Source organism: Flavobacterium sp. (assembly GCF_017985075.1).
GTDB lineage: Bacteria > Bacteroidota > Bacteroidia > Flavobacteriales > Flavobacteriaceae > Flavobacterium.
In genome coordinates this window covers 1-14,966 of the sequence record NZ_JAGNYF010000013.1, presented here as the reverse complement: position 1 = coordinate 14,966, position 14,966 = coordinate 1, and the positions used below count along the sequence as shown (strand labels likewise).

Sequence of the window (14,966 nt, the reverse complement as noted above, 5' to 3'; positions counted from 1 at the left end):
CAGTAACTTGTTTTTCTACATTCTCAAAATTTATATATAACATTTAATAACAAAACACAATGGACACAGATATTCATAATTTATTCATTAATCTTTTAGGAGGGATTTTAGTTGCAGTTTTTGATCGTCTTTTTATTTACCTAATGATAAAATTTAAAGGTTTCAGATACAAACAAATATTTGGCACTGACACACAAAATTTTTATATTGTTTATGGAAAAATGATTTTAAAACCTAAATATTATTCCCAAGACAGATATCCTTTCTTAAAGCCAGAAACAAATGGAGAATTTAATATGAGTAACCCTGTTTCATTTGCAGAAACAAAGGCTGCTAAATATTTATCAGAATCTTATTCAAAGTTTCTCAAAAAAAGTCCAAAACTTATCTCTGATGATGAAATTAAAGATAAAATTGATATTTCATATTGCTCATTAGGAGGGTTCAATAATTATAAAACAATTGAAGTAATAGAAAGTGTACAAAATATTTTTTTTGAATTTAAAGCTGATTTCATTGTCAATAAAAAAGATAGAAAGAAAATATATAAAGTTGACGGGGTAAATGATTATGCAGTGATTATAAAATTTAATGATCGACTTTTCCCTAATAGAACACATATATGTGTTGCTGGATTAGGAGAATGGGGTACAAGTGGAGGTTCATGGTTTCTTGCAAATAAATGGAAAGAATTAAGAAAAAAAGTAAGAAACAAAAATTTTGGAGCAATAATAAAAGTAAAAGGTGGTAGTGACGAATCAGCTGAATTAGTCGATATAGTTTTCTAATTTAACTTAAGAAATAAAACTTATTAATATCTAAAATTCAATAAACGAACCATGATGGCGCGGATTTGTAATCCGTGCTTAATCTTTTAACCCGAGTTTTAACTAACTGACGTAGCAACCCCTTAAAATGTATTAAGAACCCTTTTATATAGTTACTACAAAAAAAAATACTAAAAATTAAACTATATATTAGTATTTTTAGTACTTTTCCAATCCCAAACTTAAATACCCATATTGAAATGAACTTAACCATCTTGTCTCAAAACACAGTAAGCCATGCGCTTGGAAAACTACAATTATCATCAATAGTAACGAATTGTCAGGAAAATCGTAAAATCTTTCACGACAAACTATTTAATTTTTCCGTCTAAAAACAAAATAACTCCTTTGTTATTATTGTATTATACTATCTTTTGATAGTGCATTGGGATGAATAGCTTTGAACTTCAACAAAGTATCGAGCGATTTTTAGATAACATTCATACAATTTTTTTGATAGTACTCAAATTTAATAATACGTATTTATACGTATTCCTTTTGATGAATAGATAAATTATATTGCAAAATAATAGATCCCTTCAATTAATAACAAACCAAAAAGACACAGATTACAAACCATGATGTCGCGGATTTGTAATCCGTGCTTAATCAATTTTAAAATTAAAATCATATGACCAGACAACCAATCAAAACAGGACCAAAAAGAATAGCAAAATCAACAGGAAAGCCTGACCAACGTCAACGTGATAATAAAGGAACACCAGGCAATACACAATCGTTAAAACCATCAAAATCAACACAAAAAAAATAGAATTAATATATAATTAACCAAAGCTTAAAAAGTTACATAGCATTGATGATATTACCATGTTAGCGGTAATAATAAAAAATACGATACATATATGTTTCCAATTTACGTTAGAAATCCAGGAACTGGTGAAAGAATTTACATAAAAGAATTTGCTCAAAATTTCAAAAAGATTTGTTCCGAACATCAAGAAGAAGGCAAAGCAAGTTCCTTCGCATTGATTATTCACGATTTTAAAAATCCTCAAGTAACTAAAGTACTTAAAGATGATGAATACTTCAATTCTCTGAATGAAATATCGGGTCATAATTTAACGGTATTTTACCTTGAGTTAACTTCTGAATATAAACAGAAATCTAGAAATAATTTTGTAGAAGAAATGAATAGATTTCTTTTTGAAGAATTTGAAGTAGAAGATAAAGTTAAAACACCAGCAATTTTATTTTTTCAAGTAAAGGAAAAGGAAATTATTGATTACTTTTTTTGTTCATTAAAAGAGAATACTGTCGAAAAATCATATTTAGAACTTGAAGGTTTATTATTAAAAGTTAGTTTCATAATGGAACAAATTTCTACTGAAAACAGAAAAAATTACGAACAAATTTTTAATTTAATTAAACTAGAAATAGAATCAACAAATACAATAAGTGTCATAAAATCAAAAGCTGGAAAAATATATAAATTTGGAAAAATAATTCTATTTATAGAAAAGATTTATTCTCTAATATAAAGTACTACAACCACTACTGAGCGATTCCCATCGTGTAGCAAACAACTAAATACTAAAAACAAATATGACCATACAAGCAATCAAACCAGGACCAAAACCAAAAAAAGAAGACGGAACACCAGACAAAAGAAGAAGAGTAACACCCGAAACAAAACCAAAACACCCTGATTTAAAACCACACAAACACAAACCAAACGATTAATATAAAATTGGCAAAAAATAAATATTTTTGCCAATTTTATATTAATTAAAAAAAAGATGTATATTTGCTTAAAATAAGCGAAAAATGAGTGTTACAATAGAAAATCAAATAAATATATATTTTAAATCTAGAGACAAAATCTCTAGAGAAGAACTATTGGTATTAATCAAAAAAGATTTTACAAATTGGACAGATAATACTATCAATATTTATTTATCTATTTTACAAAAGAAAGGTATTATCCATTCCCTTTCAAGAGGCATGTATGCCTTAGGTAAAGAAGAAACATTTCAACCGCATCTAAACAATAAATTAGTTAAAATAGCATCAATCATAAACAAAACATTCCCTTTTGTAGAGTATTGCGTGTGGGAAAGCGCATGGTTGAATGATGTAATGCGGCATCAAACGTTCAAAAATTTCACAATTGTAGAAGTAGAAAAAATAGCCATTGAACAAGTATTCAACCAGCTCAATAACAACTTCTCAAATGTTTTCATCAATCCAGACGAAAAAACAATTGAACGATACATCGGAGCTTTAGATAATGCCATAATCATCAAAAATTTAAATTCAGAAGCGCCAATACTAAAATGGAAAAACATCAATGTACCAACATTAGAAAAAATTTTAGTAGACATAATTGCAGACGAGAAACTATTTTCAGCACAGCAAGGCGAACTAGAATTTATTTTCAAAAGTGCATTTGACAAATACAACATCAACGAATCAAAAATGAAACGCTACGCATCGAGAAGAAATCGCGTATCTGAAATTAAAAACCAAACCAATATAATTAAGGCAAAATAAACCGTTTTTGCCAATACTATAAAATGATAAATAACGAAACACATACCAGTAATTGGATTCTTAACTTAAAAAGAAAGTTAGGAAAACATAGCGATGCCAAATTAATTGAAAAAGTAATTTGGGCACTAACACTATTGGAACAATTACAAATAAACAGTTTAAACTTTATATTCAAAGGCGGTACGGCTTTAGTCTTAGCAACCGAAAAACCAAAACGATTTTCAATCGACATCGATATAATTACAGAACATTCCGAAAAAGAAATAACCGCAGTTTTACAAAAAATAGTGGACGATAAAATATTCTTGAGTTGGGAAGACGACAACAACCGTAAACATACACCTGATGCGCCAATAGGACATTTCAAAGCCTATTATAAAAGTGTAATAGATGGTAATATTGAACCAATTTTGTTAGACCTACTATATACACCCAATCCTTATCCTGAAACGCAAGAAGTTCCAATAAAACACTCGTGGCTAATCACATCTGGTGATGAGGTTACAATCACAATGCCAACATTTGATGCTATTTTAGGAGATAAATTAACCGCATTCGCCCCAAAAACAACCGGAATACTCTACAGTAAAAACAGACCGGCGGAAATCATAAAACAACTATACGACATCGCTTTTCTATTCGATAACATAGCTGATTTAACTGTAGTAAAAAACAGTTACAACAAAGTGGTTCAGGAAGAAATCGGATTCCGAAAATTAGACATAACAGCTAAAGAAGTTCTAGAAGATACCTGGCAAGCCAGTTATAATCTAGCCGAAAGAAATGAAAAATCAGCAGACTTTAAACAATTACAAAAGGGCATTACCAATTTCACTAACTTCCCTATTGAACAATTCAATATAGACCAGGCAATAACAGCAGCAGCAAAAGTGGCCTATCTAACCCAATTACTACAAAATGAGAAAGAAGTTAAAATAGTACGATTTACAAATCCACTCGAAATAAAAGACTGGAGTATCGAAGCCCCACAATACAACAAATTAAATAAATTAAAAAAGAACAACCCTGAAGCTTTTTATTATTGGTATAAAGCGCTACAATTAAACAAATAAGAAATGGCACTAAGTTCAAACGATAAAATAAGTTAAACTTGGTGCAACTTAAAACCAAAAAGCTTTCACAAGCTAGGCCAAACGCATGGTGTTTATATTTGAGTTGTATAAGACATATACAGTCAGGTTGTTTGCCCATCGACAAGCTCAGAGCAAGAAGGAGTAGAATGAAAAGAAAATATAATTTTTTGAAGCGAGACAGATGTTATAAGTATGCCTAATATGGGTTGACGGTGGAAGAAATCAAAATCGTAAAAAAATCATAAATTAAAAATTAAACTATGATTAAAAAATTAAAAATAAAGCTGAAAAAATATAAAGCTGAAGTAAATCAATTCTTAATTGATAATATTATAATATTGAAATTAAATGATTTAGCTAATAAAAAATCAATTGGTTTTACCGAAAGGTCTATTGAAAGTTTTTCTGCGAAGATTTTGATTAAAGAACAAGACAAACATTCTGTTTTGCTAAGAGAAGCTATAGAAGATAGTAATATTTACAATATTGCCTTATCGGGTCCTTATGGTTCTGGAAAAACATCAATTATAAAAACTTTTAAACATATATATTCTCTTAGATATATGGATATATCATTGGCAACTTTTGATGACAAATTTGTTGAAGATGATAATAAGATTACATCAAAATTAGAATATTGTATATTAAAACAACTCTTTTATAAAGTTCATCCTGATAAAGTTCCTGAATCAAGATTTAAAAGAATTGTAAATCATAAGTATATTGCTGTAAAATCATTTTTATTTTTCTTGTGGTTAATTTCAATTTTATATTTTACAAATAATAGTATTTTAGATTCTTTAATTTTTGCATTAGGATTAGACTTTTATTCTTCTTTATTTAATAGAGTTTATAGTATAGTTTCACTTACCGGTCTTATCTTTATTGTCTATAAAGTATATGATTTTTTTATCAATTTTAAAATGACAAAATTTAAGATAAATGAAGCAGAATTGGAAAGTAAACATGAAAAAGCAACAATAAATTTTGAAAATGAGATTGATGAAATTTTATATTTTTTTGAAAGAAATCCAATAGATGTAGTTTTTTTTGAAGATTTAGATAGATTTAATAATACTGAAATTTATATAAAACTTCGAGAGATTAATTTCCTCATTAATAATTACAAGCCAATTAAAGAAAAAGGAAAAGTAACTTTTGTTTACGCAGTAATTGACGATATTTTTACACAAAATGAGAGAACGAAATTCTTCGATTTCATATTACCTGTCGTTCCGATAATTAACTATACAAATTCTGCTATCGAACTTATTACAAGATTTAACAATGAAATTGAATCAATTAAAAACGTAAAAGAAAAGAGAGAATTTAAAAACTTTATAGAAAAAGTATCTCTTTATTTAAGCGATATGAGAGTAATAATATCTGTTGCAAACGAATATAAAGTATATAAAAATATTCTTAATGAAAATATAGACGAGAAAAAACTTTTTGCTATGATGGTATACAAAAATGTAGAACCAACAGACTTCGATTTATTGAATAAGCAAAAAGGATATGTTTATGGATTGTTGAAAAACAAGAGTAAACTTACAGATGATACAATAGTAGCAATAGAAGAAGAAACAAAAACTTTTGATAGTCTGATTGATTTAGCAAATAAAGAGATAATAACTAACTCTAAAGATTTACGAATGCTTTATGTAGCCAAGTTCCTTGAAATTGTAAATAAGAGAAATAACCAAGGGGTTATAAGTGTGATGTTAAACTCCCAGAACATCATCCCTTCAGATTTAGTGAATGATGTTAATTTTAAAATATTTACCGAGATTGATTCAATAAATTATTATTGGTATAATTCAAATAATACAACTATACACTTAACATTTAAAGAAATTGAAAAAGCCGTACATCCTTCAACAACTTACTTACAAAGACTGGAAAGGATTACAAATAAAGCTTTTAAGAATAATGAAGAACTTAGAATTAAAGTTGAATTAAACCAAAACAAAATTAAGTCCTTAAATTCAAAGAAACTATCAGAGCTACTTAATGAATTTGAAAGTAATAGTTATTTTGTTCAAAGACAAACGGAATATGAGAATTCACTAAAAATGCCTGACGAAATTAAGAAAAAAATAAAAAATTATGATTTGATTAATTTTTTAGTTAAAGTTGGATATATAGATGAAGATTATGAACATTATATTTCAAGACAAGATGGAAATTTATCTAAAGAAGATAGAGATTTCTTATTAAGTTTTAACTCGAAACAGTTATCATTTGATGTAAAATTAAATGAGTTTAATAGTATATTAAGTAAAATTGATGATATCTATTTACACAGACCAGAAATATTAAATTTTTCATTGATGGATTATCTCATTGAGAATAATAAATCAGTTGAAATAATCAAAATAATGAATGTTGTAAAAAATGAAACGGAGAATTCAATTTTGTTTATTGATGAATATTTACAATACACTAATGATGAAAATAAAAATATTTTTATCATAAATTTATCAAATGAATGGACTAATATTTTTAATTATTTAGAAAATTCAACAGAATATTCAATTGACAAAAAATCATTTTATTTAAGATTAATATTTGCAAATAACTCACTATCGAAGATAAAAGAATTGAATAAAGACAAATCAATTGTTTATTTTTTAAATTATTTAGAATCTTTAACCCCTATTTATTTTGACGATGATGTAAATAAAAATAAAGTAAAACAGTTCTTTATAGACGAGAAAATTCAATTTGAAAGGTTAATTTTTGAAGAAGAGCACCTTCAATTATTAAAATTTATTTATGAAAACAATCTATATAAAATTAATTTTGACATGATTGAATTAATGATTTCAAGTTTTCATGAAAACGAGGTTAATTTAGAGGAATTAAATGTATCAAATTATACATTGATTTCGAATTCTGGCTGTTCAAAATTAAATTCTTATATAGATAATGAAATAGAATATTATATTGAATGTGTATTGTTTGAGTTTGAAAATAATTTAAATGAGTCTGAACCAAGTATTTTAAAAATTTTGAACGAATTAGTAGTACCCCAAGATCTGGAAATTGGATTAATTGAAAAGAATGAATTATTAATAAATAAACTTACAGACATAAAAGATAAAAATCTGTGGCCAGTATTTCTTAATAATAGTAAATTAAAAGTTTCATGGCAAAATGTAATTGAATACTTTAAAGTGGTCAATGAATTTGATGATGTTCTTATAAATTATTTAAAACATCAAGAAGTAATTGATATTCTTTCAAATGAAGATATTTTAGAGAATGAAGACGAAATTAAAACTCAATTTATAACAAAACTAATACATAGTACAATTCCTATAGAAAGCTTTAATTCACTTGCGCCTAAAATTCCTTTTACTTTTGAATTTTCTGAACTGGAGGATGTCGAAATAGATAAAATCGAAATTCTTATTAAAAATGAGGTTATACCCTTCTCAGTTGATAATTTTACTAGCATTAGTGATAATTATGAAAACTTAACTACAATTTATTCGGAACTGAATAAGAAAGATTTTTTAGAATTAATTGATGAACTTCCTATTACAAGTGCAATTGTTTTAAAAATAATGAATTCAGAAGTGTTCAATGAAGAAAATAAAATTGATATCATTAAAACTATAAATGAAAATTTAATTGTTGATGATAAAAATCTACAATCGTTCACATGTATATTTCTTTTAAGACAAACAAACATTCCAATAAGTGAAGTTTTGATAAATTCTTTGCTATCTTCAAATAACTTATTAAAAACCAAGGTTTCTCTATTTAATAAATATTATAATCCTTCTCTTAGTTTAGATATACTCAATGCAAGATTAAATTCTCTAGGTAGTCCTTTTAATAAACTAATTGGAAGTCTAGAAACAATTGAACTATTAGATACAATTGAAAATAATCAATTATATACGCTCTTATCAGATAGAATACTTGGTCAGAAAAAAGTAAAAAATGGTAAAATAAAAATTTGGCAATTGAGAAATAAAAAGTAAAATACTAACTATATAAAATATAGTAATTAAAATTTAATCTAAATGCTTTTGACATTTATACACCCCCGCTCGTGTGATAATCCTTTCGCATTCAACAATACAAAAGCTTTAGAGTTTGAGTTAGATTTGATGATGTATTTGATGTTTAATTTGAGTTAGGAGGAAATCGAAATCAAAGAAAAATCATAAATTAAAATCTATCGATTTTGATTTATGAACTCCATATGTAAAATAATAAAGAGTGAATAAATTGGAATTATGAAGATTAGTTAAATATGGAAAAAATTGAAATTACAAATATAATTCATTGGTGTAATGTCAATTCAGGTTTTTTGTCATTAGTTTTATTTATAGCAACCTTTATATTAGGTTGGGTATCAGGTTTTTTTAAGTCAATTATTATTAGTCCGAAGTTTAGAATTGAAAAATTAGAACAATGTACTTTTTGTACAATTATTGATTTAAACGAAACATATAATGACTTACCAGTACATAAGACTGCATTTGTAGTTTATTTAAATGTTTCAAACATCGGTAATATCTCATCCAGCATTCATAAAGTTGAATTAGGTTATTATAAAGCAGACTTTAAAACTAAATTTTGTTCAAAAAGAAGATGGGTTAAACAAACAATTAGTAAAGAAGATTTTAAAATTGAACTACCTGATAGTGATAAGCTTAAAGTATATCCATTTTTAACTCAACGTAATCAATTATATTCAAAAGAAGTTGATACTTTTTTAGAAGTAGGGAAACAGATAACAGGTGTTGCATATTTTGAAGAATATGAAGCTTATGGCAATTTAATGCCTAGATTAGAAAATAATGATTTAGTAGATATTGAAGTAAAGATCCATGATGTTTTTGGAAACAAGTTTTGCCAGAAAATGAAAATCAAATATGTCAAACCATTAGAAGCATTAAAGTATAATTCTTATTTTGGACAAACATATAAAGAGTATGTAAAAAGTAATAAAAAAAAATAATTTTAATTCCAACTCACGTTCGCGTAATATAATTAAATTAGTTAATTCTTTCGCGTTAAATATTTGAATAACTTATGAACCAAGATAGCTCGAATTTACAATTCGAGTTCAAATAATTTTGTTATTAGACTAGCTAATAAACTATTTGCGTAACTCTACACAATGTGTAGCAAAACGCAAGTGGGACAAAATTAAAGGAATAAAATCATTTATTAAATATTGTAATAGGTTATATAACTATAGCAAAGCATAAGTTACCCAATAATCTTTTTCAATGAAAATCTCAGGAATTTGAAAATAGTCAGCAGCTGCAACAATAGCACCTTCAAAGTTGTTTTTATCTAAATGTAAATTCATTATACTATATTCCAAGCGTTAACAGTCGAAAGCATTTTGGGACTAATTCCATAGTCATAACTACTCGAAGGATTAATTGATTTTTTCAATAAAGAAAGGTTGGTTGTATCAATATTCATTGCTTCCAAAAGAGCACCAAGCAAAGCTCTAACTTTAGGAGGATAAGCAACACCATAAGTAATTAGTTTTTTCAATTCTATGGTTTCAAAATTATAAATAGTCTTTTTTAAATAAACAAGTCCATCACTTTTTTGCAAGTCCGGAATAGTATTCAAATCTTTTATAACATCCAATAATTCCAAATATTTAATAGTGTCAGCAGTTACTTTTACATAACTTTTCGCTGGCTTAATCACAACATTACCTACTTTACCTTTAACTTGTCTGTCCAAAGAAGCCACTCGTATAGAACTTGGAACTTGTGTGGTTAATCCCAATCTATTATACAGTCTCGTCCCAGTAATATAGGCAACTTGCTTGTTTTTCTCAAACAAATAAAGCGAAAGCAAAACATCTTCTCTAGGTTTTTGTTCACCAAATACAGAAACTTTTGGTTTATAATAATAACCTTTTCTAGCTCTTTTTATAACACCTTTATCTACTAATCTACTTAATGCTTTAGAACCAGCAATAATTTCATCTGAAGTTAATCCAAGAGTATCATATCCGAATACATCACCAGTATCTATTCGATTTATTTTAGCTACTATTTTATCTGTTACTTTCATATTCAGCAACAAAGATAACAATTTTATTTTAAATGTCAAGTTTTTTCTATACTTTACCTGACATATTACCTGTATTACGATCTATACAATGATCATTGATTCCATCTTTTCAACTACCAACATATTCATTACCTCATTAAGCTAAACAAAAATGGCTCTTAGACTGTGCCGATAACTATCGGTATCCAAGTATTCCTAGTATCAATTCTTTGTTTGCTTCATTTCATTAATAAGCCTTTAAGTAAATATTTTTTTATTTTTTATGTTATTTAGTGTGTCTATTTTGTATACATTATGGTATAATAGTTCTGTATTTTGCTAATACAAATATTAACATTATATTTGCAAACCTTTTCTAATTTATACTTATATTTGGTTTAATTAAACAAAGTTTAGCTTTTTACTATATGAAAATACCTAAATCTATTGCACCAGACAGAATTAAAGATGCAATTGTTGAAATCAACTTTGAAAGTGATTACCCAAATGAAGTAAATTTAGGGGTTTTTTTTAGTGCTTTAAAAGATGATTATAAATATTCTAATAAACCAATAGGGACACAACAATTATCATCTAATTCAAATAGTTTTAATAAAGAATTCACATTGTCATTAGGAGGTATTAGTTTGTTTTATAATGATAAAATTAAATTCCAAATTAACAACAATTCTATAGCTTTTAATTGCCAGGGTGAATATATTTTATGGGAAAATTACTTTGTTGAAATCAAAAATGTATTAACAAAAATTGCTTCAACTAATGTTGTCAAAACATTTAAAAGAGTTGGCGTTAGATACATCAGTGAATATAAAGATATTAATTTGACAGATAGTATTAATTTCAATTTCTCATTTGGTTTTCCTGATATAGTTTCTAATTCGTATTCTTTTACCTCTGAATTTGATTTAAAAGAACATAAAGTAGTGCTTAACTTAAATAATAATGTACCAATAGTAATTGATAATAAAGTAACACCAACATCAGTGATTGATGTTGATATTATTAAGATGAATTTAAATGTAAATAGTCATCACGAACTATTTAATATTATAGATGACGCTCATACTCTTGAAAAAGAAGTTTTTTTTAAATTAATAAGAAAAGAATTTTTAGCAAGCCTAAACCCTAAATATTAATTATGGCATATACAGATTATAATAGTGTAGAATTCAATTCGCTTATTAGTATTGTTAGACCGATTGAAAGACATTACGGGGCAATGTTTTTTAGGTCAGCTTATATTCAATCAAGAGGGAATGATTTTATTAATTCTCCTGCAACTACAATGATTTCAGTTGATGCTACAAATGATATAGATAGTTTGTTTGATAAGAATTATATCAATTTCTTGAATAAAATTGAAAAAGAATATCATTTGTGCAATAATGATTATTCATTACAAATTGTTAAAAATAAATTCTCAAAAATCTACAGCGAATTGATAGCATTTGATTTTAATAAAATGTCTGTAGAATTTACTTTTGATAACACTCTAATTTTTTCTTTAGACAAAAATAATAATAAGTACATACTTCAATACTTCATCGATTTTGACCCTAACGAAGAAGATGATGTTGAAATAATTTTTTCAAATATTTCAAATAATGATAATTACTCAATAGAGACCAGATATTCAAAGTTGAGTAAAGTCTTGTCAAAAGAGTTGTTATCCTACGAATTAGCTTAATAGCGTGATTTTTCCTTTATATCTTTTACCCAAAGTAGAATATAAATCAATCGAATGTGATTTAGCAGAATACTTTTTGATAAGACACTTTGAGGTTGTTAATCCTGAATTGCCAATTTTAGATGCAAATGGCTTAATTGAAGACAAATATTTATTTAGCCCTTCAGACAAGCTAGGGGACATGTCTACAAGTTTATTAAGTATTTTTACTTATGTCGATATTTCTGTTGCTTTGACTAAATGGGGAGGCAAAGAATTTGGTATGTATTGTGACAATGATTTTAGTACATTAATTCCAAGATATTTGGACCATTTTTATTTTACAAATGATAGAGATTTTTGGTGTATTAATATTGGTATGATTAATGATGAGCCATTGACATATTTACATACTGATGGTGATATTGAGAATACTTTTCACTGCAAAATTATTCACACTCCAGCCAAATGGAATTTTTGGCATTTTTCTATTAGATGGCTTTTTAATGATGGCAGATATTTTTTTGAATTACACAAAGATGGCAAGGTGTCTAAAGGTAATTTAAAAAGGATTTCAAACTCAGTACGAGTACTACTAAAAAAACATGCTAAAAATGAGAAAGTAGATTTTAAATTATTGTTAGAAGAAAATTATTTAAAATAACAATAATTATTACCTCATTCACCTGCACAAAAATCGCTCCTAGTCCAAGTATTCCTAGCATCAATTGTTTGTTTGCTTCATTTCGTTAATAAATGATTATTTCGTTTATTTTTAATAACATATGAACAAATAGAAAAAAAAATTATCTTTGAATTAATTAAAACTCTTAGTTTAAAGTTATATTAGTTTAAATATTGCTTTGCATTAATGTTAATCAAACATTTTAAAATATGAAATATTATTACCTAGATGGCATTGAAAAAAAAGGTCCTTATACTTTAGAGGAAATAATTTCTAGAAATCTTAGTTCTGATACTATGATTTACCGTGAGGATAAAACAAATTGGCTAGCCTTGTCTGATTTTGAAGAATTAAATCAAATTGAAACCATTGAAAGTGAAGATGTAATAATCCCAATCGAAGTTGTGAGTAATATTGATAAAGAAGAAACTATTACTACTGATGAGGTTAAAATTAAATTACCTAAGCATACTATTTTAATTATACTTATACTTGCTTCAATCGGTATTGCTGCTTTAATTACTTATTTTCAACAAAAAAATGATTATAATAAAATTAGCGATGAAATAAATGAACTTTTTAAAAGCAAAACCTCTATTTCCGATTACTATTGTGATGATCGTTTAGATGGTAATTTACACGATGTAGTTTATCGTCCATCAGATACAGAGATGGGTATTGATTTTAAAAATGCTTCAGTAAAAGCTAATGATATAATTCTAGCTTATCAACCTATTAAAAGGGAGAATGATAAAGATGGTTATTGGTATGATAAAGAATTAAAACAATGGGATATATTTAAAAATTTAAAACAATATTACATAAAAGATGTTTATAGTGATGGTTTTACCGCACTAAATCTATGGCGTAATGATGATGTATTTACAATAGTCACTTACTTGGGTGGTGATATGGCATATAAAGTACCAGAAAAAATTCATCATAGTGGTACTAACTATGGTTATTTTTCTACACCCGGTTATGATTTACCAACATACAGACCTTCAATAAAAAATTGCTACATAGGTGCAGCTGAATTTTTAACAAAGGAAGATAAAGATAGTACTTTCATTCCAGGGGCTTATTCTAAAATTTTGGATTTACATTTAGGTAAATATAAAAATGATTATTATGAAGTTAATCAAGTAGGCGATAAGTATTTTAAATTGGGTGATACAATACATATTATAAGACCAAATGGTGATAAAAACCATATTATAAATGACGATAAAATTACATCATCAACAAGTAGAAATGATGGCTATGTTTTTACATCAGATTGGATAGTCTGGTATAAAAGTTATTATAATCGTTATTCTTTAGAACCAAAAAAATGGGCGTTTTTAATATATTTTTCTATTTATTCAACTATTGGGATAATACTTTCAATCATTATTTATTTCATAATGAAAAATAGAAAAAGAATTGTGTTAGAATAATTAATCTCTACACTGGGCTTCGATTATAGTGTAAGCGTCGCTAATTCCTAGTTCGCCTGCTTTGCTTAAATCTTGGCAACCTTCTTCTTTTTGGTTATTTAATATTCTTGAAACACCTCGCAAAAAATAAGCGTTTGCGTAATTTTTATCTATACTTATTATTAGGGTAAAGTCGGAAATAGCTCCTCGCTCATCTTTAAGATTATGTTTTGCCATTCCTCTTAATTCTATTGCTTTTTTGTTTTTTGGATTTATTTTTATTAATTTATTTAATTCTTGAATAGCTGCAAAATAATTTTTCTCTTGAAAATAAGCATTTGCTTTTTCGTATGATGCCTTTGTGTTTTGAGCAAAACTTATTGAGCAAAAGAATAAAAACAAAGTTAGGATAATATTTTTTTTCATTTCTAATTTAATTAAGATTAACAGTTCCATCAATATCCATTAAAGGCAATAAATAAGGGGCGTATCTATCCCAAGTCTCTTTTGATATTTTGTTATAGGTCATATTATAAAGCTCAAAATAGTCATTATGTTTTATAGTTCTACTATAATAATTTCCAGTAATATTCATCTGATTTAAATCCTCTGGGCTTAACATTAATATTACTTTTTTTATTAATTGTTGATTACCTTTCAATTCACTCATATTTGGTATAAAATTAACTTTATCAATTA

Annotated in this window: 15 protein-coding genes; 12 read left to right on the top strand and 3 right to left on the bottom strand. The window is 26.6% G+C overall.

Features of this window, described 5'->3' with window-relative positions:
• The first annotated feature begins 59 nt into the window (after positions 1-59).
• The 8 genes from KA468_RS04395 to KA468_RS04360 all read left to right on the top strand — a co-directional run bounded on the left by KA468_RS04395 (position 60) and on the right by KA468_RS04360 (position 9,413).
• A complete protein-coding gene (locus tag KA468_RS04395; protein WP_291241721.1) occupies positions 60-788 on the top strand; it encodes a hypothetical protein in 729 nt (242 codons plus the stop codon).
• Between the two features lie 670 nt (positions 789-1,458).
• Positions 1,459-1,599 carry a hypothetical protein gene (locus tag KA468_RS04390; protein ID WP_291241720.1) on the top strand — a complete coding sequence of 47 codons (141 nt, stop codon included), beginning with the start codon at positions 1,459-1,461 and terminating at the stop codon, positions 1,597-1,599.
• Positions 1,600-1,690: 91 nt separating this feature from the next.
• Positions 1,691-2,326: a hypothetical protein gene (locus KA468_RS04385; RefSeq protein ID WP_291241719.1), complete on the top strand. Its 636-nt coding sequence runs from the start codon at positions 1,691-1,693 to the stop codon at positions 2,324-2,326.
• Positions 2,327-2,390: 64 nt separating this feature from the next.
• A complete protein-coding gene (locus KA468_RS04380; protein WP_291241718.1) occupies positions 2,391-2,528 on the top strand; it encodes a hypothetical protein in 138 nt (45 codons plus the stop codon).
• 84 nt (positions 2,529-2,612) lie between these two features.
• Positions 2,613-3,338, top strand: a complete 726-nt coding sequence (locus KA468_RS04375; RefSeq protein WP_291241717.1) for a DUF6577 family protein — start codon at positions 2,613-2,615, stop codon at positions 3,336-3,338.
• 23 nt (positions 3,339-3,361) lie between these two features.
• Entirely contained in the window at positions 3,362-4,411 is a 1,050-nt protein-coding gene (locus KA468_RS04370; protein WP_291241716.1) for a nucleotidyl transferase AbiEii/AbiGii toxin family protein, read from the top strand.
• A gap of 281 nt (positions 4,412-4,692) precedes the next feature.
• Entirely contained in the window at positions 4,693-8,427 is a 3,735-nt protein-coding gene (locus KA468_RS04365; protein ID WP_291241715.1) for a hypothetical protein, read from the top strand.
• Between the two features lie 275 nt (positions 8,428-8,702).
• Positions 8,703-9,413: a hypothetical protein gene (locus KA468_RS04360; RefSeq protein WP_291241714.1), complete on the top strand. Its 711-nt coding sequence runs from the start codon at positions 8,703-8,705 to the stop codon at positions 9,411-9,413.
• 356 nt (positions 9,414-9,769) lie between these two features.
• Here the strand turns inward: KA468_RS04360 and KA468_RS04355 are convergent, their stop codons facing one another.
• A complete protein-coding gene (locus KA468_RS04355; RefSeq protein ID WP_291241713.1) occupies positions 9,770-10,498 on the bottom strand; it encodes a DUF6088 family protein in 729 nt (242 codons plus the stop codon).
• A 407-nt stretch (positions 10,499-10,905) separates the two neighbouring features.
• Between KA468_RS04355 and KA468_RS04350 the strand changes: the two genes are divergently transcribed.
• The 4 genes from KA468_RS04350 (at position 10,906) to KA468_RS04335 (ending at position 14,288) form a co-directional block, all read left to right on the top strand.
• The gene (locus KA468_RS04350; RefSeq protein ID WP_291241712.1) at positions 10,906-11,634 is read left to right on the top strand and encodes a TIGR04255 family protein; all 729 of its coding nucleotides are present in this window, start codon (positions 10,906-10,908) and stop codon (positions 11,632-11,634) included.
• Between the two features lie 2 nt (positions 11,635-11,636).
• A complete protein-coding gene (locus tag KA468_RS04345; RefSeq protein ID WP_291241711.1) occupies positions 11,637-12,185 on the top strand; it encodes a hypothetical protein in 549 nt (182 codons plus the stop codon).
• A gap of 76 nt (positions 12,186-12,261) precedes the next feature.
• Entirely contained in the window at positions 12,262-12,828 is a 567-nt protein-coding gene (locus KA468_RS04340; RefSeq protein ID WP_291241710.1) for a hypothetical protein, read from the top strand.
• Positions 12,829-13,058: 230 nt separating this feature from the next.
• Positions 13,059-14,288: a DUF4339 domain-containing protein gene (locus KA468_RS04335; RefSeq protein WP_291241709.1), complete on the top strand. Its 1,230-nt coding sequence runs from the start codon at positions 13,059-13,061 to the stop codon at positions 14,286-14,288.
• Here KA468_RS04335 and KA468_RS04330 read toward each other — a convergent pair whose 3' ends face one another.
• Together KA468_RS04330 and KA468_RS04325 are read right to left on the bottom strand one after the other, a co-directional pair.
• Entirely contained in the window at positions 14,289-14,693 is a 405-nt protein-coding gene (locus tag KA468_RS04330) for a tetratricopeptide repeat protein (protein WP_291241708.1), read from the bottom strand.
• Positions 14,694-14,700: 7 nt separating this feature from the next.
• On the bottom strand, positions 14,701-14,966 hold a 266-nt coding region (locus tag KA468_RS04325), incomplete at its 5' end, for a hypothetical protein (RefSeq protein WP_291241707.1).

Bases quoted from the DNA above. Each gene is read 5' to 3' on its own strand.
- KA468_RS04370 (WP_291241716.1), top strand. From the start codon at position 3,362: ATGATAAATAACGAAACACATACCAGTAATTGGATTCTTAACTTAAAA.
- KA468_RS04395 (WP_291241721.1), top strand. From the start codon at position 60: ATGGACACAGATATTCATAATTTATTCATTAATCTTTTAGGAGGGATT.
- KA468_RS04335 (WP_291241709.1), top strand. From the start codon at position 13,059: ATGAAATATTATTACCTAGATGGCATTGAAAAAAAAGGTCCTTATACT.
- KA468_RS04365 (WP_291241715.1), top strand. From the start codon at position 4,693: ATGATTAAAAAATTAAAAATAAAGCTGAAAAAATATAAAGCTGAAGTA.
- KA468_RS04345 (WP_291241711.1), top strand. From the start codon at position 11,637: ATGGCATATACAGATTATAATAGTGTAGAATTCAATTCGCTTATTAGT.
- KA468_RS04380 (WP_291241718.1), top strand. From the start codon at position 2,391: ATGACCATACAAGCAATCAAACCAGGACCAAAACCAAAAAAAGAAGAC.
- KA468_RS04390 (WP_291241720.1), top strand. From the start codon at position 1,459: ATGACCAGACAACCAATCAAAACAGGACCAAAAAGAATAGCAAAATCA.
- KA468_RS04385 (WP_291241719.1), top strand. From the start codon at position 1,691: ATGTTTCCAATTTACGTTAGAAATCCAGGAACTGGTGAAAGAATTTAC.
- KA468_RS04375 (WP_291241717.1), top strand. From the start codon at position 2,613: ATGAGTGTTACAATAGAAAATCAAATAAATATATATTTTAAATCTAGA.
- KA468_RS04360 (WP_291241714.1), top strand. From the start codon at position 8,703: ATGGAAAAAATTGAAATTACAAATATAATTCATTGGTGTAATGTCAAT.
- KA468_RS04350 (WP_291241712.1), top strand. From the start codon at position 10,906: ATGAAAATACCTAAATCTATTGCACCAGACAGAATTAAAGATGCAATT.
- KA468_RS04330 (WP_291241708.1), bottom strand. From the start codon at position 14,693: ATGAAAAAAAATATTATCCTAACTTTGTTTTTATTCTTTTGCTCAATA.
- KA468_RS04355 (WP_291241713.1), bottom strand. From the start codon at position 10,498: ATGAAAGTAACAGATAAAATAGTAGCTAAAATAAATCGAATAGATACT.